Raw genomic sequence first — 25129 nt, 5'->3', positions numbered from 1 at the left:
CGCTTCATCTTATCCAGACTTCGGACACGGCCAAAAGAGCCAGCAACCAGCGAACTTATTCGTAACGCAAAGCATCAATAGGCTGCATCTTTGCAGCCTTCGCGGCTGGATAGGCACCGAAGAAAATACCGGTTGCCAGCGAAAACCCGAGCGCCAACACAATTGCGCCGAGCGGCGGCCATGTAAAGGCATCGAACGCGGCCGTCGCGATCATGCCAATCGCCCCGCCCAGAATCACACCGATGATGCCGCCAATCAGGCACACCAGCATCGCTTCGACGATAAACTGCGTGCGAATATCGCTTTGCTTGGCGCCCAACGCTTTGCGCACACCGATCTCTCGCGTGCGCTCAGTGACGGTGATCAGCATGATGTTCATCACGCCGATGCCACCGACCAGCAACGAGATACCGCCGATCGCGGAGAGCACTGTCGACATGATGCGGAATACGCTCGTTAGCTCTTCCAAGCTCGAGGAAAGATCCACCACCTCAATGGTGTAATCCTCGTTATTGGCGTACCAACGGTCCATGTAGTGTTGCAGGTCGGCCTGGAAGGTCTTCGCGTCTTCATCCGGCGCCGATTGCACCGAAAATGACGTGAACCAGTCGCTGTCAAGCCCAACGCGATCTGCAGCGGTGAGCGGGATATAGATGTCCGCAAACTGTTCTGCGGCACCAAACATTCCGCCGCCTCGGGAATCTTCCTCGCCATCGAGCACGCCCACGATAGTGAACACTGCCGGCTGGTCGTCTACAACCACATCGATGCGCTTGCCCAAACTGGCTTGGGCGTTGCCGTCGAAGAGGGCGTCGATAAGCGAGGGGCTCACGACTGCGAGCGGCCGGTGCCCATCGATGTCATCCTGGGAAATCTCGCGGCCGAACTGCACTTCGATGTTTCGCACCTTCATCGAGTCTGCAAGGACCGGCTTGACGTTCGTGGACACAGTTGTGTCATCGGAGACCACTTCCCCACTCGTGGAAACATCGATGTCCACGCCCTGGATACGGTCCCCAAATGCCTGACGCAGCTCATCGAGCTGCTCGGGAGTGACTGCGTTGCGCTCATCGGATGGTGGCGCGTAAGAAAACGCCGCGAAGGGATCCTCGGATGCATCCGCGTCATCGGGACGCTCATGCACCATCACCGGGTGCGTCGTAGTGCCGACGCCTTCAAGCCCCGACATCACCTGGCGCTCCAGACCACGGCCGAGCGTCATAATAATGACCACTGCCATAATGCCGATAATGATGCCCAGCAGCGTCAGCAACGAGCGAAGCTTATTCTTGCGAAGCGACGAGGAGGCAAGCTTGATTGACTCTCCTACGTTCATGGCCTCGCCCCCAGTGGGGCGCGAACCTGCGCGATGCGCCCGTCCATCATCTCAACAATGCGGCCAGTTTCTTCTGCCAACTCAGGGTTGTGCGTGATGAAGACGATGGCTTTACCAAGGTCGTCGTGCAGCTCGTGGAAGAGGTCCATCACCATGCGGCCCGTCTTGGAGTCCAGGGCACCGGTAGGCTCATCCGCGAGCAGCAGGTCAGGGTCGTTCGCAAGGCTGCGAGCAATTGCCACGCGCTGCTTCTGCCCACCCGACAGTTCGTTCGGGTTATGGTGCAAGCGGTCGCCCATGCCCATCATGTTCAAAAGTTCAGCGGCGCGCTCCTCGCGCTCTTTCTTATCGACGCCCGCATACATCATTGGCATCGCCACATTTTGCAACGCGTCGATTCGACCGATCAGGTTAAAGTTCTGGAAGATAAAGCCGATGTTCTGGCTACGATACGCGGCCAGCTCGTTGTCCGACTTGGCGTACACCGGCTCGCCGTTGAACGCGTACGCGCCGTCTGTCGGCCGGTCGAGCATGCCAACCAGGTTCATCAGCGTCGACTTGCCGCAACCCGACGGGCCGACGATAGAGACAAATTCGCCCTGCTCTGCATGGAAGTCGATGCCATGCAGCACGGTCAGCTCGCTGGGCTCTCCGACGTTGTACGTCTTGACGATCCTGCGCATGTCAATGAGCAGACCGCTCTTCGACATCGCCTCTTGCCCTGCAGGTGTGTGCAGTGCTGGTTGAGGTTGCGCAACTGGCTCTGTCAGCGTTGGTACTTCGAGCTCCTCCGTCGAAGGCTCGGCGGCCTCAAACAACTCGTCGAACTCTGCGTCGGTGGCATCGTCCTGTACGCGTTGTCGGGAGTGCTTTCGGAAGGGATTCCGTGCCATCGCCTACCCCTCCTTTTCCGCTGGCGCGGAAGACTTCGGCGCTGCAGAAGACGTCGCCGGAGTGGTTGCAGCGGCACTGCCTGTCGGCTTCTTGTCCTTTGCGTTCTTTACCTGCTCAGGATCAAAGTTTTCGTCGTTGACCTTCACCGTGGAGCCAACCTTGTCCTTGAAGTTCTCAGGCCAGTTGATCACGATGTCGCCTGGCTTGAGCTCGCCCCCCGTGACAGCGACGTCAACGTCATTCTTCGCACCGGTCTTGACAGTGCGCTCTTCTACGACGCCGCTGGTGTCGCCGGGATTCTCCGTTGCGAGCACCAAAATCTTGTTCTCGTCGTAGACGGCGTCGCGAGGAATGTTGATGGAGTTCTTCGCCTCTTCAGTGATAATTTCAGCACGCACACTGCCACCGAGCAGCAGGCCTTCCTTGTCACCGGTGACTTCGATCTCAACGGGGAACATCACCGAGGAGCCTCCGCCGCTGCCACCTGCGGACATTGCGGCTGCAGCCTCTGCCCCACTACCAGCACTCGCGCCTGTGGAACCGACCGGGGAAACTCGCGTGACGCGCCCAGTGAACTTCTTCTTACCCGTCGCAGTCGAGGTGAACTCAACGCGGTTGTCCTGCTTGATCGCCGGGACGTCCGCCTCGCGCACGTTAGCGCGGATCAACAGTCGGGAGTCATCTGCGATGCCAAGGACGCGACCCTGCGGGATATCGCCTACCTGCACGTCAACGTTTGTGACTACGCCAGCCATTGGAGCGTTAATCGTTGCTTCCTGCACTTGGAGCTGCAGCGTGCCGTCGTCGTCAGCGGCAGAGGCGTTCTCTGCGGCACGCCATGCGGAGTCAACTTGTGCTTGCAACTGCTGGCGCTCCTGCCCGGCCTGAGCCTTGGCGGCCTCCAGTGCGGCTTGCGATTCCTGGAGGGCAGCTCGAGCCTGCTCCACGCTCAGCATTGGGACAGCACCCTGACCACCACCCGGGACTGCACCCGGCGCGGCCGGGGCTGCAGGAGGTGCCGTGCGGATGCCGTGGCCGGAACCGCCTGGCAGACGGGAGGACAAATCGCCGGCCATCTTCTGAACGTGGGCTGCGATCTTCGGCGAAGCGATCATCCGTGCGCCACCCTGCGCGGCAAGCGCAGCATCAAGCGCTGCCTGCGCCTGATCCACCTGGGCCTGCGCCTGAGCCACAGCCGGGTTGGAGCCGTTTGCCATCGCCTGGTCGTACGCGTTGAGCTGACTCTTGGCCTGCTCGACGCCCTGCATCGCTTCTGCCTGGGCACTCGCCTGCTGTTTTTCCTGCTTGGCAAGTTGGCGCTGCAGCGCGTCGGTGTTCATCTGCACCAAGAACTGATCTTTCGCGACGCGGTCGCCTGGCTGCACTGCGAGCCGTTCGACCTCGGACTGCAGCGCGGTCGTGATGCTCACTGAGCGAATCGGCGCAATGTTGCCATTGACCACGATGCTATTGGTGAGGTTTTCCTCTGCAGCGATCGTGTAATCTCCGGCGAGCAAACCATCGTGCCCACCGTCATCACCACCGCCAATAGCGCCACACGAGGCCGCAAATAACGCTGCGGTTGTAGCCAGCGTGACACCCACAATTCGCGTTTTCGAAAAACGCTGACGCTGCGGGCTTCGGGCGTTGATTCCAGGGTCGGAAACCAATGTCTCTCCTCGTGTTGTTTTCCGCGCACCTTTTGGATGCGCGTATAGGTGCAATCCCGGAAAACTATACACGCCTTCACTGTGCGTCTACGAAACTTACGGGCCGGATTGCGAACGCGCCCCATACCGCGTCAGCTGGTAAAACTTCCACAGCAAACACATCGTTCACATCGTTCACATCAGCCAAATGCGCAACAGCGTCGTAGACGACTGCGCCTTCAATGTGTGCAGAGACTCCTCGGAATATCTCGGCGCGCGACGCTCCGGGCGCAGGCTCTCCGACTGGATTCGCGCCTAACTCGGTGATCACGGCGTTCACGCGCCCAACTGGGCGCAGTACTGCGTCTGCTTCTTCTGGATTCAAAGGATGACCGAACGATACAAGCGCGAAGTGAGCCTGTTCACCTTCCTGCAATGCCTCTTCGAGGCTTTGCTCCGCGCGCGCCGCGTACTCCGGCGCAGTCTCGTCTTGTTCTGCCCCCAGAGCGTCCCCTTGCAGCACAGGTTGCTCCGGCGGATTATTGACGCCAACAAGGTAGCAGCATCCGTAAAGCACAGCACCGGCGAGCAATGCCGTGATTACAGCCCGCCACCCCTTTGCCTGGTTAGCCACGGTTCGCCGATCGCAACATGTCCAAGGCGTGCTGCAAGTCGTCCGGGTAGGAAGATTTCACCGTCATTGGCTTTCCGGTACTTGGGTGGTCGAACGTCAAGCTGGTGGCGTGCAGCCACTGGCGGTTGAGCGCAAGCTTGGCAGCAAGGTTCGGGTCACACCCGTACATTGGGTCGCCGACGCACGGGTGCCCTACCGAAGACATGTGGACACGAATCTGGTGTGTGCGCCCTGTTTCCAGATGAACTTCAAGCAGGCTTGCCTGGCGAAACGCCTCGAGCACCTCGTAGTGCGTAATACTCTGACGCCCATCCGCCGTGACAGCGAACTTCCACCCCGCCGACGGATGGCGCCCGATCGGCGCGTCAATCGTGCCGACAATCGGGTCAGGCAGCCCCTGCACCACCGCGTGGTACGTCTTGTGCACTGTTCGCTCCTTGAACGCACGCTTCAGCACCGAATAGCCACGCACACTATTTGCGACAACCATCACTCCGGACGTGCCGACGTCCAATCGCTGCACAATCCCCTTGCGCTCCGGGGGGCCAGCATCTGGCAGCGTAAAACCCATCGCCTGCAACCCACCGACCACGGTTGGCCCCTCCCATCCAAGTGTCGGATGGGCGGCAACGCCTACCGGCTTGTCCACAGCGATGACGTCCGCGTCGTGGTAGATCACGTCGAGTCCGTCGACGTGCTCGGCCACAGGCTCCGGCGCGCGCTTCGGCGGTGGCAGCGTGGCCTCCAGCAGGGCGCCCGCAGTAACACGATCGGATTTCTGTACTGGGGAGGCGTCGATAAGTACGCTGCCGTCGGCGATCATCTCTGCCGCAACACTGCGCGAGACCCCAAAGAGCTTTGCAATTGCCGCGTCAACGCGCATCCCCGACAGTCCCTCAGGCACCGGAAGCGCGCGAAACCCCGTACTCACGACCGCGCCTCCTTTGCAAACATCGAGATGACGACGACGGCCACCCCGATGGTGATGGCGGCGTCGGCAAGGTTGAACACTGCAAACGAACCGATGGAGATGTAGTCAACGACATGGCCGAACCAAAAGCCCGGCTCGCGCACGAGCCTATCGATGAGGTTGCCAAGCGCCCCTCCCGCGATCAACGCCACCCCAAGTGTCTCCCACCTGCCAGCAAGGCGTGGGGCATAGATCAACGCACCGATAACGAACGCAAGCTGGATCGTCGTGAACAGCCACGTCGAGTTCTGCCCCATCGAAAAGGCCGCGCCAGGGTTAAACAATAAATACAGTCGAGCCCAATCACCGATCACTGGCACGGGCTCACCGGGTGTCAAGGATGTCACCATAATCTGCTTGACTACTTGATCCACAGCAGCAACAGCGAGCATAACGCCGACGACGACACCGAGCGAGCGACGCCTCGCTGACGCCCCGCCGCGCACACGTGATTCCTTTGAATTACCCATCGCAGATAACTGTAGTATGCAAATGCTGTAGCTTGTGAAGTTGTGTTGTACTCCGCTCATCCCAAAAGTTCATTGTTCGGCCCTCTGACCATCACCGCCGCGGTTTTTGCGCTCACTGCATGCAGCGCCGAGGAGCCGGATCCATTCGCTGACATTCCCGAGTTCGCCGTTGAGTCACCAGTCGTGCAGGTACTTTCACAAGGACAAAACCCGCAGGTGTGGAAGTACGAGGACGGCGCATCAGCAGACAGCGAAACTACGGCGCCGCAGCGGGTCGCGCTGTCGCACGCGATTGCGCAGTACCCCGGCGAGGAGGGCTCGGAGCCGGTCATCGCGCGCGAGCACGAGCGCGACACAGTCACGCTGACCGTTTCGACGCACACTTCAGAGAGCAACAACGAGGGTGCTGTGCGCCAGGTAGACCTTGTCGCAGAAGGGTTAGAGCACTCGGATTTAGCGATGCAGAACAGCTTGACGTCAAACGAGGGCTTCCAGATGCGCTGGCACAGCGACCCTAACGGCACAGTATCGGCGGTACAACTGATGCCTACGGCGGATTCCGATGAGGAAGGCCGGGCCATCGCCGAGCAGAACTTGCTCGAATTGATGTCGTGGCAAGTTGTCTTCCCGGATGAGCCAGTCGGCGTAGGCGGCTCCTGGAAAGTTGAGCAGCGAGGACTTGGTGCCTCGGACATGCTACGGACCACCACGTACACGCTGGAATCCACACAGGACGCAACACTCGAGCTGAAAGTAGATGTCCAGGAACGCCCGCTCAAGCGATCCATCACGATTGATAACGAGGTCGCTGGCGCCTTGGACGGCACGACGCTGCACGTGGTGAGCAACACTTCGCACTCGGAGGGCTCGCTGACGGTGGACCTGCATTCGCCTCTTCCGGTGGGCGGTTCTGTGCTTACCGCTACGCGGCTTGTCTACGGCAGTGACGAAGCCGATACCCGTGTGGCCCAAGACACCACGAGCGTTGTGGACTATAACGTATAAGAGACGGCCCACATTTGATGACGAGGAACATCCCATGACTGCCCCACTGCATATTGGCCTTGACGGCATTTCGTTTTCGTACCCAGGCGGACACCGCGTCCTCACCGACATTTCTTTCGCGGTGCCATCCGGGTCTGTCACCGGGCTCATCGGAGAGAACGGCGCCGGCAAATCGACGCTGCTCGGCATCATCTCCGGAGAGCTGAAACCCGACGCAGGGGTGCTTATCACGCCCCCGATCACGGGCTTCATCCCGCAGGAAACCTCGCTGCCGTTCAGCGAGCCCGCCCAATCACTTATCGACGAAGCCGTAAAAGAGCTTCGCGCTGTCGAGGAAGACATCTCAACCTTTGCGCAGCGCATGGTCGACAACCCAGACGACCAGGAGGCGGCCGACGCATACGACCGGGCGTTGTCCCGCGCGGAAAACTCCGGCGTGTGGGAGTTAGATGCCCGCATCGCTACCGTGTTGGCTGGCCTCGGCCTTGCGAACGTCGACCTGGCCACCCCACTGGGCGAGATGTCTGGCGGGCAACGCCGACGGTTTGCACTGGCCACGCTGCTGCTACACCCGGTGGACGCCATGGTCCTCGACGAGCCGACCAACCACCTCGACGACGAAGCCGTCGACTTCCTCATCGGCGAGCTCGAGGCATTCAAAGGGCCTGTACTCGCCGCGTCGCACGACCGCTACTTCCTCGACACCGCCTGCGACGGCATCGTCGACCTCGACCCCGGCCTTGGAGCCGAGGGCGGCTTCGGCGAGGAGACCCGCCAGGGCACCCGCTACCGTGGCGCGTTCAGCGACTACCTCAAGGCCCGCGAGGACCGACGCCGCCGCTGGGAAAGCGACTACGCAGCGCAAGAGCACGAGCGCGCCAGGCTTGAGAAGGCCGCTGAGCAAACCGGCGAGGACATCTTCCACTCCCAAGAAGCTTCTTCTGACATCCGAATGGCGGCAAAGTACCAGGCGGACCGCGCGGCGAAGACGGTGGGCAACCGCAGGCGCTCGGCGTTGCAACGCCTCGAAGCGCTTGAGCGAACGGAGATTCCGGAGCCGCCGGCTCGCCTGCGCTTCCGCGGCCTTCCGCCGCATACCGCGACCTCGCTTGGACTCCCGGCGCTGGTCACCCAGAACCTCTCCGTTCCTGACCGCCTCGCCCCACTGAGTATCAAAGTGCAGCCCGGCCAGCAGCTCCTCGTTGAAGGCCCAAATGGCTCCGGCAAGTCCACGCTGCTGAAAATTATCGACGGCCAGCTGCGCGACTACGAGGGCGAGATCATCATGCCGGAAGAGATGACCGTCGCACGCCTCGAGCAGGACGACTCGTGGACGGACCTCGACAAAACCGCGGCCGAAGTGTTCGCGGAGCTCACCCCAGAGGGTGTGCCAGACCTCGTAGAAATGGGCCTGATGACCGAGGAGCAGGCGGCGAAGAAGCTCGACGACCTCTCGCTCGGCCAGCGTCGCCGCGTCTCACTCGGTATCATCCTGGCGTGCCCGCCTGACCTGCTGCTGCTCGACGAGCCGACAAACCACCTCTCGCTTGCACTGGCCGAAGAGCTGGAGCACGCCTTGCTCGCATTCGAGGGCACCGTCATCATCACCAGCCATGACCGCTGGGTGCGCCGCCAGTGGCACGAGCGCCAGGCCGAGAAAGACGCACGCGCCAGAACTCTGACTCTCGCCACATTGTGGACGGAGGAGCTCTGGCGCGCGGATAAGCAGTAGTGTCTGCTTAGAGGTTCGGTGCCTGCTGGTAGCCTTCCGCAGGCTGCTCACCTGGCTGCTCTTCAGCCGGGGCTGCCGGCTGCGGAGCGGAGCTCTTGCACATCTCTGGCACCTGCTCAGGCGGCAGGGTGTTGTTGATCAGGGTGCATGCCCAGACCTGAGAAAGCTTCCACACGCCGTCTTCGAAGACGAATTCCACGTCCTCCGCGAGCTGCGGCTGGGAGTCGGGACGGGTGAAGCTGACCGTTGCCAGAACGGTATCCGGGGTGTAGCCAGGAAGCACAGGCGGTACGACCTGGAAGTTCGCGCCGGACTCCTCCTGGGACTGCGCCATCACGTCGAACAGTTCAGGGACGTTCTCTCCGCCCTGGACCGTGTTCACGCGCTCCTCAATCGGCAGGCTTGCATCGGTTGCGCGCATGAGCACTGCGTTGAGTTCTTCAGCGGTTGGCTGCTGCGCGGCGGGCGCGACAGACTCGCTGGTGGCCTGCGTTGCCGTGGTCGCGGGATCATCCTGGCTGTTGTCGCCAGAGCATGCGCTCACGCTGAGCCCGAGGCCCAGCGCGGCGGCGACAGCTACGATCGGTGCTGCTTTCACGATTTCTCCTTGAAGCATTGTCTTCAGCGGCTCACGGTCACAGTTAGCGATCCGACACCGCTCTAACCTTGCCAACGTTACCGGCGTTTTTACCTTGGCACCAATACGCCACTCTGGCACGCTGTGAGTTATGGAATCTTTCGTACTGCTCATCGCCACCGGTGGCACCATCGCATGCACCGCAAACTCTGAAGGCGCACTCGTTCCAAGCCTTAGCGCTGAAGACCTCGTCCACTCCAGTGGCACCACCGAGCCCGTCCGCGTGTATGACGCGCTGCGTCTCGACTCGTCCGCGATCACCTTCGCTGACATCGACAAGCTTCGCTCCCTCACTGCACAAGCACTGCAAGACCCGCAGATCAGTGGCATCGTAATTAGCCACGGCACCGACTCCATGGCGGAGACCGCATTCGCACTCGACATCGTGCACGACGACCCCCGCCCTATTGTGCTTACCGGTGCCCAGCACGCCGCCGACCACGAACACCCCGACGGCCCCGGGAACCTCGCGGGCGCAATTGCCGCCGCCGCAGATCCGCTTCGACGCAACAACGGCGTACTCCTCCACTTCGGCGGCGCCACCCTGCCCGCCCGCGGGCTGTTGAAGCGCGACACACACGCCCTCGAGGCCTTCACCTTGAGCAGTGAACGCCCACTTCCCCGCCCTGCAGCACTTGCCCGCAAGCCGTTGGCTGCCATTCACATCCCCATCCTGCGCGCTTGGCCCGGCGCGGACGGCGAGATCGTGGATGCCGTGACCAGTATGAACCCGGATGGCATCGTGATCGAGGCGCTCGGATCCGGCAATGTTGGCCCCGGCATGGGTGAGGCAATCACCCGCGCACTCGATTCGGGTATCCCCGTCGTAATCACCAGTTCCGTGCCCTACGGCGAGGTCACCTTCGCCTACGGCGGCACCGGTGGTGGCGCTACCCTCGGCTCCCAAGGGGCGATCGCCGCGGGGTTCCTACGCGCTGGTCAGGCGCGCATCGCGCTCGCGACTGCGCTGGCCAACGGCGTGGATCCGGCGTCAGTGTTCTGAGTCGAGCCAGTCCTGCCACGCGAGGGAATCCACCGGGTCCGCTGGCTGGAGCTTGGGGTCGTCGATACGCAATGTGCGCATCTTCCCTGGCCCCGTGGCCCTCGTTTCAAAACGCACGCTCACCCAGCCTTTGCCCGCACCTTGGACCCAGCCGTGGCCGAAGTCCTCGTGGTAGATGTCCTGGGTGGCGCGCCACACGCCGTTGGTAGGCCCGTCGTATAGCTCGACTGCAATATCGCTGCTGGCCACGTGGTCGCTGACCCCGGATTCGTAATCACTGTCAGCGGGTACAGGCCGGATGATTTCCTGGTCTAGCTCCGGAAACAGCACGTCCTGCAGCGCATCTTCCAGCCCCGAGTAGGACACGCCCACGAGCCGGATCGGGCCGACCTCGTCCGGGTAGCGCACGATGCGAAACGCCGTAGCGCGCAGTGTCTCCGCATCGTCAGTGGCGTAAGGCAGCGTCGCAGAACGCGACTCGATGCGGAAGTCCGCCATCCGTAGCTTCACCGTCACAGTCCTCGCACCGCGCCCATCTTTCAGCAAGCGCCTGTGCGACTCCTCGGCGGCGCGCTCGACCGCGGCGTCAACCTCGGCCGCGGTGGTCAGGTCCTGGGGAAAAGTGTGCTCGGAAGAAATCTGCTTCGCGACGGCCCTCGGCGCAACCGGGCGATCATCGTGCCCCCGCGCCAGCTGCCACAACTGCTTCGCGACGACCCCTCCGAGCGCAATATCGACTTCCTTCTCGCTCAGCGCCGCAAAGTCCCCGATCGTTTCAATCCCGGCCTGCGCAAGCTTCGCCTCCGTGACAGGCCCAACGCCCCACAGCTCGTTGACGTTCAGAGGGTGCAGCAGCGCTTCCTGCTGTTCGTGAGGCAAAATGTACACCCCGTCGGGTTTTGCCAGGCCTGAGCCGATCTTCGCGTATTGCTTACCACTGCCCGCACCAATCGAGCTTGGCAAGCCTGTCTCATCCTTAATGTCTCCACGTAGCTCGTTGGCCCACTCAAGCACGGTCTCCGGATTCGCTCCCGCGAGCTCCTCGGGCTCCATGAACGCCTCGTCGATAGAGAGCTGCTCCACGACGCTGACCCTGCGCTCAATGATTTCAAACACGCGTTGCGACGCCACCTTGTACACCGGGCGCCGCGGGGCAACGAGCACCGCTCGCGGACCCACCAGCTTCGCAGCTTGGTGGGTCGGCATTGCGGAACGCGCCCCATACTTGCGGGCTTCATAGCTTGCGCCCGCGACAACGCCCCGCCCGTTGACACCAGCAACGAGGACGGGGCGTCCACGTAACGTTGGGCGTGTGAGCTGCTCACAGGATGCGTAGAACGCATCCATGTCGATGTGCAGGACCCAACGTTTCATCGCAAATTACTGCTTAGCAATCGCTGCGCTCACACCTTCGTGAATCGTGTGCGCCTCGCCGTTGAGCGTCTCGACGATCTCGAAGGACGTCGCGAGCGTCTCATGCGCGATGTGCTCAGCGTGGCGCTGCGCCCACTCGACCTTGTCGGAAGGTACGCACAGCTGTACCGAGATGCGGTCAGAGACCTCGTAGCCTTCCTGCTTACGAGCATCCTGCAGACCACGAATCACGTCTGCTGCCCAGCCCTCGGCCTCGAGTTCCTCGGTCAGCTCCGTATCAAGCACGACCAGGCCAACGACGTCATCGGTAGCGTCAACTCGAGCGGTGCTCGTCGGGTCCTCAGCCACCAGGCGCTCGGTGTAGAGCTCCGGGGTGAGCACGATGTCGCCGTCGACAACAACGTTTTCGCCTTCACGGACGTAGTTGCCAGCCTTGACGTTCTTGATAGCGCGCTGTACGTCACGGCCCAGCGTTGGACCCGCGACCTTCGCGTTCACCACAACCTCGAAGGAACCAACGGAGTCGACGTCGTCAGTCAGCACGACTTCCTTCACGTTGACCTCATCCTTGATCACGGACGCGAAGTCCTGCAGCTGGTCCGAGCCCGCCAGCGCCACCGTGAGCTTCGGCAGTGGCAAGCGGTTGCGCAGCTTCTTCGACTTACGCACCGACGAAGCAGCGGAGCACACCGCGCGCGTTGCATCCATCGCGCTGACCAGTGCAGGGTCCGCCGGGATTGCATCCGCGGACGGGAAGTCCGCCAAGTGCACCGAGCGACCCCCGGTCAGGCCACGCCAGATGACCTCACTGATGTACGGCAGCAGTGGCGCCGTCACACGGGTCAGGATCTCCAGGACCGTGTACAGCGTGTCAAACGCCTCAGGATGCTCCTCCTGACCCGACCAGAAACGGTCGCGTGACCGGCGCACGTACCAGTTCGTCAGCGAGTCAGCGAAGCGACGGACCTCGTCACATGCGTCCGCGATGCGAGTGTCATCGAGCGCCTCCTTCACCGCAGCCACGAGGTCATGCGTCTTCGCCAAGATGTAGCGGTCCAGCACATCCTGCGAATCGACGCTGAACTTTGCCTCCTCGGAGGAGTACAACTGCAGGAAGGTGTACGCGTTCCAGATCGGCAGCAACGCGTGGCGCACGCCCTCGCGGATGCCCTGCTCCGTCACGATGAGGTTGCCGCCACGAAGGATTGGCGAAGACATGAGGAACCAACGCATCGCGTCGGAACCATCACGGTCGAAGACCTCGTTGACGTTCGGGTAGTTGCCCTTCGATTTCGACATCTTCAGACCGTCATTGCCCAGCACGATGCCGTGCGCAACGACCTTCTTGTACGCCGGGCGGTCGAAGAGTGCCGTCGCCAAGACATGCTGCACGTAGAACCAACCACGCGACTGGCCCGAGTACTCCACGATGAAGTCCGCAGGCTGACGAGCGTCGTGCTCCTCAACATTCTCAAACGGGTAGTGGTACTGCGCAAACGGCATCGAACCAGAATCAAACCAGCAGTCCAACACGTCCGGCACGCGACGCATCATCGACTTCCCGGTCGGATCGTCTGGGTTCGGGCGGACCAGCTCATCAATGTCTGGGCGGTGCAGCGACTTCGGGCGAACGCCGAAGTCCTTCTCCAGCTCTTCGAGCGACCCATAGACGTCCACACGCGGGTACTCCGGGTTATCCGACACCCACGCCGGCACCGGTGAGCCCCAGTAGCGGGTACGCGAAATGTTCCAGTCACGCGCGCCTTCCAACCACTTACCGAACTGGCCGTCGCGAATGTGCGATGGGATCCAGTCGATCTCCTGGTTCAGCTCCACCATGCGGTCGCGGAACTCAGTGACCTTCACAAACCACGCCGGAAGCGCCATGTAGATCAGCGGCTCGCCTGAACGCCACGAGTGCGGATAGGAGTGTTCAATCGTCTGGTCACGGACCACGCGCTGCTTCGCACGAAGGTCACGGATGATGTCACGGTTCGCGTCAAAAACCAGCTTGCCTGCGTACTCCGGCACCAGCGAGGTGAACTTACCATCAGCATCAACCGGAATCACCAAATCGATGCCGTACTCCTGACAGGTGTACATATCGTCTTCACCGAACGCAGGCGCCTGGTGAACAACGCCCGTGCCGTCCTCGGTGGTCACGTAGTCCGCGTTCAACACCATGAACGCCTTTTCCTGGTCACGGAAGTAGTCGAAGACCGGCTCGTACTCCAAGCCCTCGAGCTCGGAACCCTTGAACGTAGCAACGACCTCGCGCTCCTCGCCGAGCTCCTTCGCGTACGCGCCGATGAGCTCCGTCGCCAGCAGCAGCTTCTTGCCGACGACCACCTCTTCACCGTCCGCACCAACACGGACCAGCGAATACTCAACGTCCGGATGGACCGCAAGCGCCAAGTTCGACGGCAGCGTCCACGGCGTAGTGGTCCAGGCGATCGCAGCTGCGTCGTGCAGCTCAGGGTGCTGCTTCCAGGTCTCCGCAGCAGCAAATCCTTCACGCCCACCCGTAAACGGCATCGTTACAGTTACGGTCGGATCCTGCCGATTGCGGTAAGAATCATCCAGACGCGTCTCTTGGTTCGACAGCGGAGTATGCTCCGCCCACGAGTACGGCAGCACGCGGAAGCCCTGGTAAATCAGCCCCTTGTCATACAGGGTCTTAAACGCCCACATGACGGACTCCATGTACGGCAGTTCCATCGTCTTGTAGCCGTTATCGAAGTCCACCCAACGAGCCTGGCGAGTCACATACTCTTTCCACTCATCGGCGTAGTGCATCACGGACTTGGCACAGTACTCGTTGAACTGTGCCAGACCCATGTTTTCGATCTCAGCCTTATCCTTGATGCCGAGCTGCTTCTCAGCCTCGAGCTCCGCGGGAAGGCCGTGGCAGTCCCAACCAAACACGCGCGGAACGTAGTAACCAGCCATCGTGCGGTAGCGTGGCACGATGTCCTTGACGTAGCCCGTCAGCAGGTGGCCGTAGTGTGGCAAACCGTTGGCGAACGGAGGGCCGTCGTTAAACACATATTCTTCGCAGTCTTCGCGCTGCTTCAGCGATGCCTGGAACGTATCATCCTCGTTCCAGTACTTCAGTACCTGCTCCTCCATTTTTGGAAACGCGGCACTTCCCCCGGTCAGATCTACCTTTGGGTAGACACTTCCGACCTTGCTCATCTCCGTCTCTCCTTCACGCACAATGCTTACCTTGTCACAGGGACGCAGCGAACAACGCCACGCGGTACCACCCTGCTTGAAGTCCGCCGTGAGACGAACTTCCGCTTCATTTGCGGTGAAAGAAATAACGCTTCCTAATTACGTCCGGTTCTACTAAGCAATAGCGCACTGTAGCGCAACAGCTGTTCTTCCGGAAACGCTCCCCGATGATGGTCGGATCATCACGCGCTACCGCACCACCAGGTGGTGAAGCACGTAGCTTGTCTCATTCTAGCCCTTTGTCCCCCAGAAATGGCAACAACCACCACTCACCGCAGTGAATGGTGGCTGATGTTTGAAAGAAACTACTTATTGCCAGCGTCGCCGCTCGGAGCGGACGTGCCACGGGTCTCAAGCTCCTCCAGCTGGGACTCGAGCAGTGTGCGCAGGCGAGTGCGGTACTCGCGCTCGAAGGTGCGCAGCTCAGCGATGCGGTTCTCGAGGGCGGTCTGCTGCTGCTTCACCGTGTTCATGATCTCGGTGTGCTTACGCTCAGCCTCGGTGCGCAGCTTCGTTGCCTGCTCCTCAGCCTGGCGAATCTGCGCCTCAGCGCGCGAGTTAGCTTCGTTGGTGGTTTCCTCAGCCTTCTTCTCGGCGTCTGCAACGAGCTGCTGTGCACGAGCCTCAGCCGACTGCTTCGTCTCAGCAGCCTTACGCTCAGCTGCCTGGATCTGCTCGCGGGAATGCGTCTCTGCCTCAGACAGCTGCTTCTTCGAGCGTGCCTCGGCATCTGCCAGCTGACGCTCTGCGGAACCACGGGCCTCGTCGAGCATCGAGCGGGCCTCTGCCTGCGCGTCGTTGGTGAGGCGGTCTGCCATCTCCTGCGCGAGCCCAAGCACCTTCGCCGCCTGCATGTGCGTATCGGCGGATGCTGCATTCTGGTCGACAGCCGCAGCCTGCTGCGGTGCGGCGGCAGCCTTTGGCGCCTGCTTAGCCTGCTTTGCAGCCTGTTCCGCGTCCTGGCGAGCCTTTGCCGCTTCCTGCTTCGCAGCCTGAGCGTCCTTCTCAGCCGCTACCTTTGCCTCCTGCGCAGCACGGAGCTTCTGCTCGTACTCAGCACGAACCTTCTTCTCAACTCGCTTTTCAATCTCAGCTTCGTCGACATCGCTGGACGCGGCCGCAGGAGCAACCGGGGCAGCAGACCCACCAGCACCGAGCTCTTCGACACGGGCCCGAAGGTCATCGTTCTCATCTTGCAGTTGCGCAAGCGTGTCTTCCACGAGGTCCAGGAACTGGTCAACCTCGTCCTCGTTGTAGCCCCGCTTACCAATTGGTGGTTTGCTGAAAGCGACATTGTGCACGTCTGCTGGTGTCAGCGGCATTGGCGTTCCCTTCGATGTCGATATTGTGTCCGCAATGTCGCGAACACAGATTGCCTCCCACGCTACGGGAAGCGAACCCTAAAATCTAATAGTTCGTCATTCTTTTATCGATCCATAGTAACGCATAGGTTCACACGCACCAGGCATCACCGCCAGTTATACCCCTTTTCTGCCCCCGATGCCCAATAATTGATGTCGATCCGGGCATAAATTACGGGAAAATTAAGCAAAAAAGGCACCTACCAATGTAGGTGCCTCAATCCAAGCTCACTATTACAACATGGTGACCCGTACCAGCATCTGGAGCAGCATAATCGCCACGAACAGTACGATCACACTGACGTCTATCCCAACGCCGCCACTCATACGCATGGGCGGAATGAGTTTGCGGAAGAACTTCACAGGCGGGTCCGTGACCACGAACATGCCTTCCGCAACGACCATAAACCAACTTGGTGGATCAAACTGCTTCGAGAAGGATTGCACCATCTCGACAATGATGCGGATGACCACAATCAGGGAGTACAACCCAAGCGCGGCGTAAAGAATTGCTCCGAATAAAGACACGGGTCACACACTACCTGTTCTTCTTGATGTTTCGCAGAGCTGGACGTCGATTAGCGAAGACGCGCTGTGTGCTGCAGCTCAACTTCGGTCAAACGGGCGTTTTCCGGAACGATCGCGAAGACTCGTCGGCGGGTCTCAACGCCCCTGCTCAGGTTGTACATGTTGCCACGAAGTGCGAAGCACAGACCAGCGGCAAAGTCGACGATGCGCTTTGCATCGTGGGGGTCGAGATCCGTCAGCTCCATAATCACGGCATCGCCATCACGGAACGGCTCGCCGATATCCTTCGCATCGTTGTAATTGCGCGGAGCAGTGGACACGACCTGGGGAGTGTAGGACTTCGGTGCGCGATCCGCGTAGTCACGGGTAGCTGAGGAGCGGTAGCGATCCTCGCTGCCGTACTCAGATGTGCGCGAAGGTCTCGTCGATTCCTCGCGAGTGTTCTCGCGCTCGTCGTACTGCACTTCATCGAAGTAGGGGTCATCTTCGTTGAACGGGCCAAGACCGAAAAATTCTTTCGCGCTGCCGATAATAGACATCTGGGTGCTCCTCGTTTGTTGCCTGTGCTGACGGGGCAGAAATTACCTCTATGTAATTCCGGATTAGGTTTTTAGACTACGGGCCTCGGCCCCATCACCGCCGTTCCGACACGCACGACATCCGAGCCATGCGCGATGGCTTCTTCAAAGTCCGCGGACATCCCCGCCGAGAAACGCAGGGGTCGCCCAAGCTTGGCCGCGTAGGTGTCTCGCAGCTCGCGGACCTGGTCGAATACCTCGCTGGCGTTTGCATCTAGCGGTGGCACAACCATAAACCCGTCGAACTGGAGGTGCTCAGCCCCCTCGAGCGCTTCAACCAACTCGGCGATCTTCTCCACCGCGACACCGCCACGGCTTTCGTCGCCGTCTGCAGAAACCTGAACAAGGCACGGCAGGATTTCGGACGTCCGATCACCCCGCTCAAGGGCGAGCGCCATGCCACGCTCGAGTCCCTTCGCCAACTTCAAGGAATCCACCGAGTGAACCTCACTCGCCCATCGCGCCACTGCGTTCGCCTTCTTCGACTGGATCTGCCCGATCATCGCGATACCACAGTCGACCCCGTGCTCGCGCAGAGTCGCGACCTTGGCGCTCGCTTCCTGCTCTCGGTTCTCCCCCACCAGGCGAATACCTTCCGCGGCAAGTATCTCAATCGACGAGCACGGGTGAAACTTCGTCACTGGTAGCAGTTCCACGCTTCCCGGCTCGCGACCCGCGGCACGCTCCGCGGAGCGGATACGCTCCTGCACCTTGGCAAGGTTGCTTGCAATATCAGTTGTGCTCATTTATTTCACTCCAGTTAGCCAAATAACGCCTGCTTGGCGCCCAGTTGTGGATTCTCTCCGGTACGAAAAGAAGTCCTCGTCCGCGATGGTATCGCGCGGATCTACGTCAATTCGCTGCACACCGAGCTCAGTGAGCTGGCGCCGAATACCGGCACGGATGTCAAGCCCAGTGGTCCCTGCATGCGTAGTGGTCCGGGAGCCTGGCAGCTTGCGCTCAACATCCGCTGCCATATCAGCAGGCACTTCGTATGACGCTCCCGCAGCTGCAGGGCCGAGCAGCGCCTGCATCTGTGAAGGCTGAGCACCCAGGTCACGCATTGTTTCAACGGTCTTCTTCACGATGCCGTTTCGCGCCCCAAGACGCCCAGCGTGCACCGCGGCAATCACTCCAGCGACGGGGTCTGCCAACAGCACCGGCGTACAGTCAGCGACCAGCACGCACAGGGCGAGGTTCGGGGTCGTGGTTACGATGGCATCAGAAGCCTCGACAGGCTCAGACTGCGGCCCGTCCACCACCGTCACGTTCGGCGTGTGGAGCTGCTCCATCCACACGAAGCGCCCCACATCAACCCCGAGCAGCGATGCAAGCCGCGCGCGGTTCGCGCGTACGGCCTCCGGGTCATCCCCGACGTGCAGCGCAAGATTGAAAGAGTCATATGGGGACGACGACGCCCCGCCCGCACGGCTTGTAAACACCATGCGGACGGGGCGTTGTTCTACGTCGAGAAGAGAGTCAGTCATGCTCCCAGACTAACGCAAGAAATCAGGGACATCGACGTCAAAATCATCGCCGCCGCGCTCCTCGCGTCCACGACGCTCATAGGAGGATTCGGACTCCCCGCCGGTGAAGAGGCCCGAGCGGTGCGGCTCGTAGCGGTGACGCGCCTGGTAGGAGTCGTCGCGTTCCGTCTCCGGAGCTCGATCCTCAAACAGTGAACCACGCGATGGAGACGGCGCCGCGCCTTCTTCCGCCGATGCGGCTGCAGCATCGACCGGCTGCTGGGCATCCGGGCGAGCGTTGGCCTTCTCGTCGAAGCCAGTTGCGATAATCGTGACGCGCACCTCGTCACCGAGGTTGTCGTCGATGATCGTGCCGAAGATGATGTTCGCGTCGTCGTCTGCCTTCTCTTCGACGATGGACGCTGCGGCACTCGTCTCGTTCAGGCCGAGATCGGAACCACCAGCAACGGAAATGAGCACGCCCTTCGCGCCCTCCATCGTGGTTTCCAGCAGTGGCGAGTTGATCGCCTGCTCCATCGCATTCATCACGCGGTTTTCACCGCGGGAGGAGCCGACGCCCATCAGGGCGGAGCCGGCGTCGGCCATCACCGAGCGCACGTCTGCGAAGTCGACGTTAATCATGCCCGGAATGGTGATCAGGTTCGTAATACCCTGAACACCGTTGTAGAGCACCTCATCCGCAGCGCGGAATGCATCCATCATGGACAGGTCCGAATCACCCAGCTGCAACAGTCGGTCGTTCGGAATGACAATGACGGTGTCGCACACTTCCTTCAGGTTCGCGATGCCCTCGAGCGCCTGACGGGTGCGCCGCTTACCCTCGAACGTGAACGGACGGGTGACAACGCCAATGGTCAGCGCACCCATCTTCTTCGCGATACCCGCGACAACTGGTGCAGCGCCAGTACCCGTACCGCCGCCCTCGCCAGCGGTCACGAAGACCATGTCCGAGCCCTTCAGCGACTCTTCGATTTCCTGCTTGTGGTCCTCAGCGGAGGTCCGGCCAACCTCAGGGTTTGCACCGGCGCCAAGTCCGCGAGTCGCCTCACGCCCGATGTCGAGCTTGGTGTCTGCATCCGTAAAGAGCAGTGCCTGCGAGTCCGTGTTGATCGCAACGAACTCCACACCTTTCAGGCCCTCTTCGATCATGCGGTTGACAGCGTTAACGCCACCGCCACCGACACCGACGACGCGGATCATGGCGAGGTAGTTTGCGGGAGAGGTCATGGATAGTGTCTCGCCTTTCAAAACTTCTTAGAACTTCAACAATTGCGGTAACGCATCCCATCATGGGCGAAAACACGAAAAAATTTATTGTTTCCCTCGGCGTGTCTCGACCCTAAACCTTTACTTTAGGGTTTTGACCTGGGGTTTTACACCGCTACCGCGCGGTAATCAGCTCCGGATTAGAAATATTGAACTCGGCGCCCTCGCGTTGCAAAACGGTTTCAAAGGCCAGTGATTTATTCGCATTGTCTTCTGAGGCGCCCCACACCACGCGGCGGTTGTCGTGTAACCGCAGCACGAATGAGTACCGGCCATTCGCCTCCAAAGCGGCAACTTGCGCACGCGCACCACTGCTTATCGACGCCGCGATCGCCACAGCGTCCCGCATCTGCTCCTTGTTCTCGACGTCGACCCCCACGAGCTCCATCGCCCCAACCGGCGGTTCAGCGATCAGAAAATCCTTGCCCTCAGTATCGATCAGATGCGCCCCGTCCGGCTGCTGCAAGTACGCCACTGCGACACGCTCTTTGAGGTCAACTCTCACAGTGCTTGGCCAGTCGCGGTGCACCGTGACAACGTCCACCCACGGGTCCTGCACGATGTTCTCAGCAGCACGGCGCACCTTGACCAGCCCCATAGGCGTGCCCAGCTCAATGTCGGACTGGGCTTGCACCGCCTCGGGCGTGAGCACGTCGTTGCCATCAACAACCACACCCTTCACCGGCATCAACGGTGTAAACGGCAACGCAATTCCGCACACAGCGAGACCAGCGATGACAGCTCCCGCGATAGCGAAGCGACGCTTGCGCTTGCTCTTGCTGCGCGTTTGAGCGTCCTCATCACCAAACTCGTCGAGGTGGTCCGACTCGAAGGCTTCCTGCTCTGTCTGCTCTGTCACGCTAAACCTCCGTCTGCCGAAGTTGCGCGAGGATCTCATCGGCGAGCATTGTCACCGACCCAGCGCCCATCGTTAGGATGACGTCCCCAGGACGAACCATTGATGCCAGTGTCACCGGTACTGCGAGGAAATTGGGCTCAAGCACTACCGGCACCGAGCTATCCATCTTGTCAGTAATGAGCCTGCTGGTCACATCTTCAACGGGCGCTTCGCGTGCGCCGAAGATGTCCAGCACCATGACGACATCCGCGAGTGAGAGGGCGTCAGCAAACTCTTGGGCAAAGTTCTGTGTGCGCGAGTACAGGTGCGGTTGGAAGCACACCACGACGCGCGCACCCTTGCCCTCAGACTCGACTTTCTCCCGCGCCGCCGTCAACACAGCGGTGACCTCGGTTGGGTGGTGCGCGTAGTCGTCGTAGACACGGGTACCTGCGAACGGCCCGTCCTCTACGAGGCCCTTAAACTCGAAGCGGCGCCGGACACCGGAGAACCCGCTCAGCCCCGCTGCAATCCGTTCAGGTTCCGCACCCGCCAGCGTCGAGGACAACAGCGCGGCCAGGGAGTTGAGCACCATGTGCCGGCCGGGGATCGACAGGCGGTAGGAGTACTCAGCAGATGCGCCGCCGGTGTTGAGTCGAGCACGCACGTCGACGTAGGAGCCGTCGATACGCTCTTCTATAACTACTGCACCTGCCGGAATGTCTGGGTGCGCTGCAGCCGCTGCTTCAGTGCCGTAGCCGACGACGTTGATGCCGCGCTGCAATGCGCGCTCACCACAGCTTGCAGCGTGCTCGTCATCCATACAAACGACGAGGAAACCGCCGGGCTGCACGCGATCGGCGAAGTCGTCGAACACCTTGAAGTATGCCTCGCGCGTCCCGAAGTAGTCCAGGTGGTCAGGCTCAATGTTGGTGATAACGGCGATATTTGGTTTGTAGCGAAGCAACGAAGCATCGGACTCGTCCGCCTCCGCCACGAAAATATCGCCCGCACCGTGGTGGGCATTGGTGCCGGCCTTGTTGAGCTGTCCGCCAATTGCAAAGGAAGGGTCCTCCCCCGCAGCCTGCAACGCCACCACGGTCATGGACGTCGTGGACGTCTTGCCGTGCGTGCCTGCTAGCAGGAGCTGCGTGTAACCGTCCATCAACTCGCCGAGCAGATCTGAGCGGCGAATCACAGGAATTCCCTCCTCCTTCGCACGCACCAACTCCGGATTATCTTTCGGAATCGCAGCAAAGCTGGTGACCACGACGGTCGGAAGTTGCCCCGTCAGCTCGAGGTTCGCGGCGTCGTGTCCGACTGCGACCTGTGCACCTTGCGAGCGCAACGCACGCACTGGACGGGAGTCTTTCACATCGGACCCGGTCACTACTGCCCCGCGGTCAAGCAGGATGTGGGCGACACCGCTCATGCCAGCGCCACCGATACCAACCAGATGTACGCGGGAAAGATCCACAGAACCAGGCGCGGTGGTGTGTTCGGAAGACATGACGGTGTTACTCCTTTGTGATAGTCGCAATGATCCGTGCAGCGAGATCTTCTGCCACACTACCCGCGCCAGAGTGCTCGAGCGCTTCTCGCATGCGCTGCATTTGCTCTGGCCGACCCAAAATCTCGTTGACGCTGCGGGCAAGCGCGTCTGGGGTGAGCTCGGCGTCATCGATACGCATTGCCGCCCCGGTAGCTACCAGGTGCGCCGAGTTAAGCCCCTGTTCGCCGTTGCCGTGCGGCAGTGGGATGTAAACGGCTGGCAGGCCAGCGGCTGAGTTTTCCGCCACGGTCATGGCGCCGGAGCGACACACAACCATGTCCGCCACGGCATACGCAGCTTCCATGTCGTCGATGTACGGCACCGCCGTGTAGCCTTCGTGTGGCTTCGGGGCGTCGTTCTTTCTGCCGTAGGCGTGCAGCACCTGGTACCCGCGCGCCGTGATGTCCTCGATGGCCCCGGCAACAGCCCGGTTGATGCTCACCGCACCCTGGGACCCACCGGTAATCAGAACCACCGGCTTGTCCGGATCAAGGTCCCACATCTTGTACCCACGCAGCGCTTTCGCTCCATCCGTATCGACGCCCACTCCCGGACGCACCGGGATCCCCACGACATCACCCGGCATCCCCGAGTTCGCCACGGCGTTAATCCCGACACCACCTAGCTTGACGCCAAGCTTATTGGCCATGCCCGCCAACGCGTTCGTTTCCAAGACGAAAAATGGTAGGCGCAACGATGCCGCGGCAAGGTACGCAGACGCCGACACATAGCCACCCGTACCAAAGACTGCCTCAGCCTTTGAATCCTTCATCACCTTCCGTGTTTGGTGCACGGAACGCGCAAGTTTGAACGGCACGCCAAGAAGCTTCCATGGCTTCTTGCGCGGGATCGGCACAGGGTCAATGAGTTGAAGGTCAAAGCCGCGCGCGGGGACGATAGTGGTTTCCAGACCACGCTCAGTTCCGAGCGCAATCACATTTGCGCCGTACTGTTCACGAAGCACCTCGCCTACCGCGAGTGCCGGTTCAATATGGCCCGCGGTGCCTCCCCCTGCGAGCACCACTGTGTGCTGGGTCTTGTCCATGATGGATCCCGTCCTTTCCTTTTCGACGGCCACCTAACGGTACCGGCGTCGCTCTGATTGGTTCGGTCGTGGTCTCCGTTGCGTTACCTCGACATTCCTGGTGGGCCGGGGCGAGTGCCGCTGAGCACGGTCGTCTGGGGCAACTCGGTGAGCAACAGGCACTCCGTACCGTTGCTCTCGGCGTGACTGCTCATGTGTACGAGTTCGCTCCGCGCGAGTCGCGCGCAGCTGTGCCGTCGCCTTCGGCTCCGGGACGAACAGCATTCTGTCGAAGCGTGGGCGCCCGTAGTTCTGCATGGCCGAGACTGCGTCGGGCTCGTGGCGGGCAATGGAGGCCAGCATGCCCATCGACCACAAGGTAATCACTGCCGAGGTACCACCGGCGGACAACATCGGCAGCTGAATACCCGTCACCGGCACAAGGCCGACGACGTACCCGATGTTAATGAACGCCTGCGAAACTACGCCTGCTGTTAACGAGGCAGCGGCGAGTCCCTGGAACGATGTCTGTGCGCGTTGCGCAGTGCGCAAACCGAAGTAGCCAAGGGCAGCAAACAGGGCGATCACCATAATGCCGCCCCACATACCGAGCTCTTCGCCGATGACGGCGAAGATGAAGTCGTTTCGAGCCTCTGGGAGGTAGAACCACTTCGCGCGGGACTGTCCGAGGCCGACGCCGAAGAGGGAGCCGTCGGCAAGAGAAAGGAATCCTTGGTGCGTCTGGAACGCAGCACCGCGAGTATCGCTGAAGTTTCCGAACAGCGCCTCGAAGTAGACGTGGAAGCGTTGCGAGCGGAAGCCGCCAAGCAGGAACAACATGACCGCTGCAGCACCGATGAGCCCGCAGAGGATGCCGATGGCCTTGAGCGGGAAGCCTGCGAACCACAGCACAAAGATCACGATGGCGGCAAACGACATGGTCATGCCGGCGTCACCCTGCTTCGCAATCAGGAGGATGCACACGCCCGCTCCAAGCAAGAACTGTGCGGTCGGCGACTGCCACGCAGGCGCCGATGCTGGCGGCTGCTTCTTCGACAGCACCGCAGCACCCCAAATTGCAATAGCCACACGGGCGAACTCAGAAGGCTGCATCGTCAACGAGCCGAACATCAGCCACGATTGCGAACCGACTTCCTCACGTCCGGTACCGATTAGCAGCACCAGTACCAGCAGGAACACCGCGAATAGGAATAGTGGCGTGGCCAGCCTCCGGATGCGCTCGGGCGGGACCAACAGCGAAACCCAAAACAAGACAAGGCCCGCCAGCACCATCAGGGATTGCCGAAGCGCAGTCGACCACACACTGCTCGAAGCAGCGAACGATGACGCCATCGACGAGCTCATCACCATCACGACGCCCAACGCAGCCAGCACCAGCACCACGGTCCGAATCACGGTGTAGTCAATGAGGGGCCGCTGCTCAAGCGCCGCAATGAACGACGTATGTGCCCTGCCCAGTGCGCTTTGAGGCACGTCGCGGGTGCCAGTCTTTGGCGCACGCGCCGGCGGTTGCTGTCGACGATTTCGCTTCATGGC

At 61.0% G+C, this 25129-nt stretch carries 22 protein-coding genes; 3 read left to right on the top strand and 19 right to left on the bottom strand.

The window, feature by feature from the left end:
- Nucleotides 1–55: 55 nt before the first annotated feature.
- The 6 genes from HMPREF3170_RS07205 to lspA all read right to left on the bottom strand — a co-directional run bounded on the left by HMPREF3170_RS07205 (nucleotide 56) and on the right by lspA (nucleotide 5953).
- On the bottom strand, nucleotides 56–1336 hold the full coding sequence (locus HMPREF3170_RS07205; protein ID WP_070362232.1) for an ABC transporter permease: 1281 nt from the start codon (nucleotides 1334–1336) through the stop codon (nucleotides 56–58).
- Complete coding sequence (locus tag HMPREF3170_RS07200; protein WP_070478973.1) at nucleotides 1333–2046, bottom strand: ABC transporter ATP-binding protein; 714 nt, start codon at nucleotides 2044–2046, stop codon at nucleotides 1333–1335. Before HMPREF3170_RS07200 ends, HMPREF3170_RS07205 begins: the two co-directional genes overlap by 4 nt.
- Before the next feature lie 186 nt (nucleotides 2047–2232).
- The gene (locus HMPREF3170_RS07195) at nucleotides 2233–3900 is read right to left on the bottom strand and encodes an efflux RND transporter periplasmic adaptor subunit (protein ID WP_070478806.1); all 1668 of its coding nucleotides are present in this window, start codon (nucleotides 3898–3900) and stop codon (nucleotides 2233–2235) included.
- Nucleotides 3901–3976: 76 nt separating this feature from the next.
- The gene (locus tag HMPREF3170_RS07190; RefSeq protein WP_141742242.1) at nucleotides 3977–4513 is read right to left on the bottom strand and encodes a hypothetical protein; all 537 of its coding nucleotides are present in this window, start codon (nucleotides 4511–4513) and stop codon (nucleotides 3977–3979) included.
- Entirely contained in the window at nucleotides 4506–5396 is an 891-nt protein-coding gene (locus HMPREF3170_RS07185) for an RluA family pseudouridine synthase (protein WP_083290930.1), read from the bottom strand. Before HMPREF3170_RS07185 ends, HMPREF3170_RS07190 begins: the two co-directional genes overlap by 8 nt.
- 44 nt (nucleotides 5397–5440) lie before the next feature.
- A complete protein-coding gene (gene lspA / locus HMPREF3170_RS07180; protein WP_070478802.1) occupies nucleotides 5441–5953 on the bottom strand; it encodes a signal peptidase II in 513 nt (170 codons plus the stop codon).
- A 42-nt stretch (nucleotides 5954–5995) separates the two neighbouring features.
- On the opposite strand from lspA, the gene HMPREF3170_RS07175 reads away from it, so the two are divergent.
- Both HMPREF3170_RS07175 and HMPREF3170_RS07170 read left to right on the top strand, forming a co-directional pair.
- On the top strand, nucleotides 5996–6958 hold the full coding sequence (locus tag HMPREF3170_RS07175; RefSeq protein ID WP_141742241.1) for a DUF6263 family protein: 963 nt from the start codon (nucleotides 5996–5998) through the stop codon (nucleotides 6956–6958).
- Nucleotides 6959–6992: 34 nt separating this feature from the next.
- Nucleotides 6993–8690 (top strand): ABC-F family ATP-binding cassette domain-containing protein, encoded by a 1698-nt coding sequence (locus HMPREF3170_RS07170; protein ID WP_070478800.1) that lies wholly within the window; start codon nucleotides 6993–6995, stop codon nucleotides 8688–8690.
- Nucleotides 8691–8697: 7 nt separating this feature from the next.
- Here HMPREF3170_RS07170 and HMPREF3170_RS07165 read toward each other — a convergent pair whose 3' ends face one another.
- On the bottom strand, nucleotides 8698–9288 hold the full coding sequence (locus HMPREF3170_RS07165) for a WKL family lipoprotein (protein WP_070478799.1): 591 nt from the start codon (nucleotides 9286–9288) through the stop codon (nucleotides 8698–8700).
- Nucleotides 9289–9418: 130 nt separating this feature from the next.
- On the opposite strand from HMPREF3170_RS07165, the gene HMPREF3170_RS07160 reads away from it, so the two are divergent.
- Complete coding sequence (locus tag HMPREF3170_RS07160; protein WP_070478798.1) at nucleotides 9419–10330, top strand: asparaginase; 912 nt, start codon at nucleotides 9419–9421, stop codon at nucleotides 10328–10330.
- Here the strand turns inward: HMPREF3170_RS07160 and HMPREF3170_RS07155 are convergent.
- The 12 genes from HMPREF3170_RS07155 to HMPREF3170_RS07100 form a co-directional block, all read right to left on the bottom strand.
- Nucleotides 10319–11704, bottom strand: a complete 1386-nt coding sequence (locus HMPREF3170_RS07155; protein ID WP_070478796.1) for a DNA polymerase IV — start codon at nucleotides 11702–11704, stop codon at nucleotides 10319–10321. The two genes, HMPREF3170_RS07160 and HMPREF3170_RS07155, sit on opposite strands and share 12 nt — an antisense overlap.
- Nucleotides 11705–11710: 6 nt before the next feature.
- Nucleotides 11711–14899: an isoleucine--tRNA ligase gene (ileS, locus tag HMPREF3170_RS07150; RefSeq protein WP_070478794.1), complete on the bottom strand. Its 3189-nt coding sequence runs from the start codon at nucleotides 14897–14899 to the stop codon at nucleotides 11711–11713.
- A 344-nt stretch (nucleotides 14900–15243) separates the two neighbouring features.
- Nucleotides 15244–16260 (bottom strand): DivIVA domain-containing protein, encoded by a 1017-nt coding sequence (locus HMPREF3170_RS07145; RefSeq protein ID WP_070478792.1) that lies wholly within the window; start codon nucleotides 16258–16260, stop codon nucleotides 15244–15246.
- 273 nt (nucleotides 16261–16533) lie between these two features.
- Complete coding sequence (locus HMPREF3170_RS07140; protein WP_070478791.1) at nucleotides 16534–16827, bottom strand: YggT family protein; 294 nt, start codon at nucleotides 16825–16827, stop codon at nucleotides 16534–16536.
- A 50-nt stretch (nucleotides 16828–16877) separates the two neighbouring features.
- On the bottom strand, nucleotides 16878–17366 hold the full coding sequence (locus tag HMPREF3170_RS07135; protein ID WP_070362220.1) for a cell division protein SepF: 489 nt from the start codon (nucleotides 17364–17366) through the stop codon (nucleotides 16878–16880).
- Nucleotides 17367–17437: 71 nt separating this feature from the next.
- Entirely contained in the window at nucleotides 17438–18151 is a 714-nt protein-coding gene (locus tag HMPREF3170_RS07130) for a YggS family pyridoxal phosphate-dependent enzyme (protein WP_070478790.1), read from the bottom strand.
- Complete coding sequence (gene pgeF / locus HMPREF3170_RS07125) at nucleotides 18152–18892, bottom strand: peptidoglycan editing factor PgeF (RefSeq protein ID WP_070478788.1); 741 nt, start codon at nucleotides 18890–18892, stop codon at nucleotides 18152–18154. It lies immediately after the preceding gene.
- 9 nt (nucleotides 18893–18901) lie between these two features.
- Nucleotides 18902–20119 carry a cell division protein FtsZ gene (ftsZ, locus tag HMPREF3170_RS07120; protein ID WP_070362217.1) on the bottom strand — a complete coding sequence of 406 codons (1218 nt, stop codon included), beginning with the start codon at nucleotides 20117–20119 and terminating at the stop codon, nucleotides 18902–18904.
- Nucleotides 20120–20273: 154 nt separating this feature from the next.
- Nucleotides 20274–21017, bottom strand: a complete 744-nt coding sequence (locus HMPREF3170_RS07115; protein WP_168156177.1) for a cell division protein FtsQ/DivIB — start codon at nucleotides 21015–21017, stop codon at nucleotides 20274–20276.
- 1 nt (nucleotide 21018) lies between these two features.
- Nucleotides 21019–22506: a UDP-N-acetylmuramate--L-alanine ligase gene (gene murC / locus HMPREF3170_RS07110; RefSeq protein ID WP_070478786.1), complete on the bottom strand. Its 1488-nt coding sequence runs from the start codon at nucleotides 22504–22506 to the stop codon at nucleotides 21019–21021.
- Nucleotides 22507–22513: 7 nt separating this feature from the next.
- Nucleotides 22514–23593: an undecaprenyldiphospho-muramoylpentapeptide beta-N-acetylglucosaminyltransferase gene (gene murG / locus HMPREF3170_RS07105; protein WP_070478785.1), complete on the bottom strand. Its 1080-nt coding sequence runs from the start codon at nucleotides 23591–23593 to the stop codon at nucleotides 22514–22516.
- Nucleotides 23594–23626: 33 nt separating this feature from the next.
- On the bottom strand, nucleotides 23627–25126 hold the full coding sequence (locus HMPREF3170_RS07100) for an FtsW/RodA/SpoVE family cell cycle protein (RefSeq protein WP_070478783.1): 1500 nt from the start codon (nucleotides 25124–25126) through the stop codon (nucleotides 23627–23629).
- Between the last annotated feature and the right edge of the window lie 3 nt (nucleotides 25127–25129).

The sequence above is a fragment of the Corynebacterium sp. HMSC08D02 genome (assembly GCF_001807505.1).
Taxonomy (GTDB): domain Bacteria; phylum Actinomycetota; class Actinomycetes; order Mycobacteriales; family Mycobacteriaceae; genus Corynebacterium; species Corynebacterium pseudogenitalium.
This window is presented reverse-complemented; position numbering and strand designations above follow the sequence as displayed.

Excerpts from the sequence above, each read along its gene's own strand:
- HMPREF3170_RS07145 (WP_070478792.1), bottom strand. The coding sequence starts at position 16,260 with ATGCCGCTGACACCAGCAGACGTGCACAATGTCGCTTTCAGCAAACCA.
- HMPREF3170_RS07185 (WP_083290930.1), bottom strand. The coding sequence starts at position 5,396 with ATGCGCGTTGACGCGGCAATTGCAAAGCTCTTTGGGGTCTCGCGCAGT.
- HMPREF3170_RS07155 (WP_070478796.1), bottom strand. The coding sequence starts at position 11,704 with ATGAAACGTTGGGTCCTGCACATCGACATGGATGCGTTCTACGCATCC.
- HMPREF3170_RS07205 (WP_070362232.1), bottom strand. The coding sequence starts at position 1,336 with ATGAACGTAGGAGAGTCAATCAAGCTTGCCTCCTCGTCGCTTCGCAAG.
- HMPREF3170_RS07100 (WP_070478783.1), bottom strand. The coding sequence starts at position 25,126 with ATGAAGCGAAATCGTCGACAGCAACCGCCGGCGCGTGCGCCAAAGACT.
- ileS (WP_070478794.1), bottom strand. The coding sequence starts at position 14,899 with ATGAGCAAGGTCGGAAGTGTCTACCCAAAGGTAGATCTGACCGGGGGA.
- lspA (WP_070478802.1), bottom strand. The coding sequence starts at position 5,953 with ATGGGTAATTCAAAGGAATCACGTGTGCGCGGCGGGGCGTCAGCGAGG.
- HMPREF3170_RS07130 (WP_070478790.1), bottom strand. The coding sequence starts at position 18,151 with ATGAGCACAACTGATATTGCAAGCAACCTTGCCAAGGTGCAGGAGCGT.
- murG (WP_070478785.1), bottom strand. The coding sequence starts at position 23,593 with ATGGACAAGACCCAGCACACAGTGGTGCTCGCAGGGGGAGGCACCGCG.
- murC (WP_070478786.1), bottom strand. The coding sequence starts at position 22,506 with ATGTCTTCCGAACACACCACCGCGCCTGGTTCTGTGGATCTTTCCCGC.
- ftsZ (WP_070362217.1), bottom strand. The coding sequence starts at position 20,119 with ATGACCTCTCCCGCAAACTACCTCGCCATGATCCGCGTCGTCGGTGTC.
- HMPREF3170_RS07160 (WP_070478798.1), top strand. The coding sequence starts at position 9,419 with ATGGAATCTTTCGTACTGCTCATCGCCACCGGTGGCACCATCGCATGC.
- HMPREF3170_RS07135 (WP_070362220.1), bottom strand. The coding sequence starts at position 17,366 with ATGTCTATTATCGGCAGCGCGAAAGAATTTTTCGGTCTTGGCCCGTTC.
- HMPREF3170_RS07200 (WP_070478973.1), bottom strand. The coding sequence starts at position 2,046 with ATGTCGAAGAGCGGTCTGCTCATTGACATGCGCAGGATCGTCAAGACG.
- pgeF (WP_070478788.1), bottom strand. The coding sequence starts at position 18,892 with ATGACTGACTCTCTTCTCGACGTAGAACAACGCCCCGTCCGCATGGTG.
- HMPREF3170_RS07170 (WP_070478800.1), top strand. The coding sequence starts at position 6,993 with ATGACTGCCCCACTGCATATTGGCCTTGACGGCATTTCGTTTTCGTAC.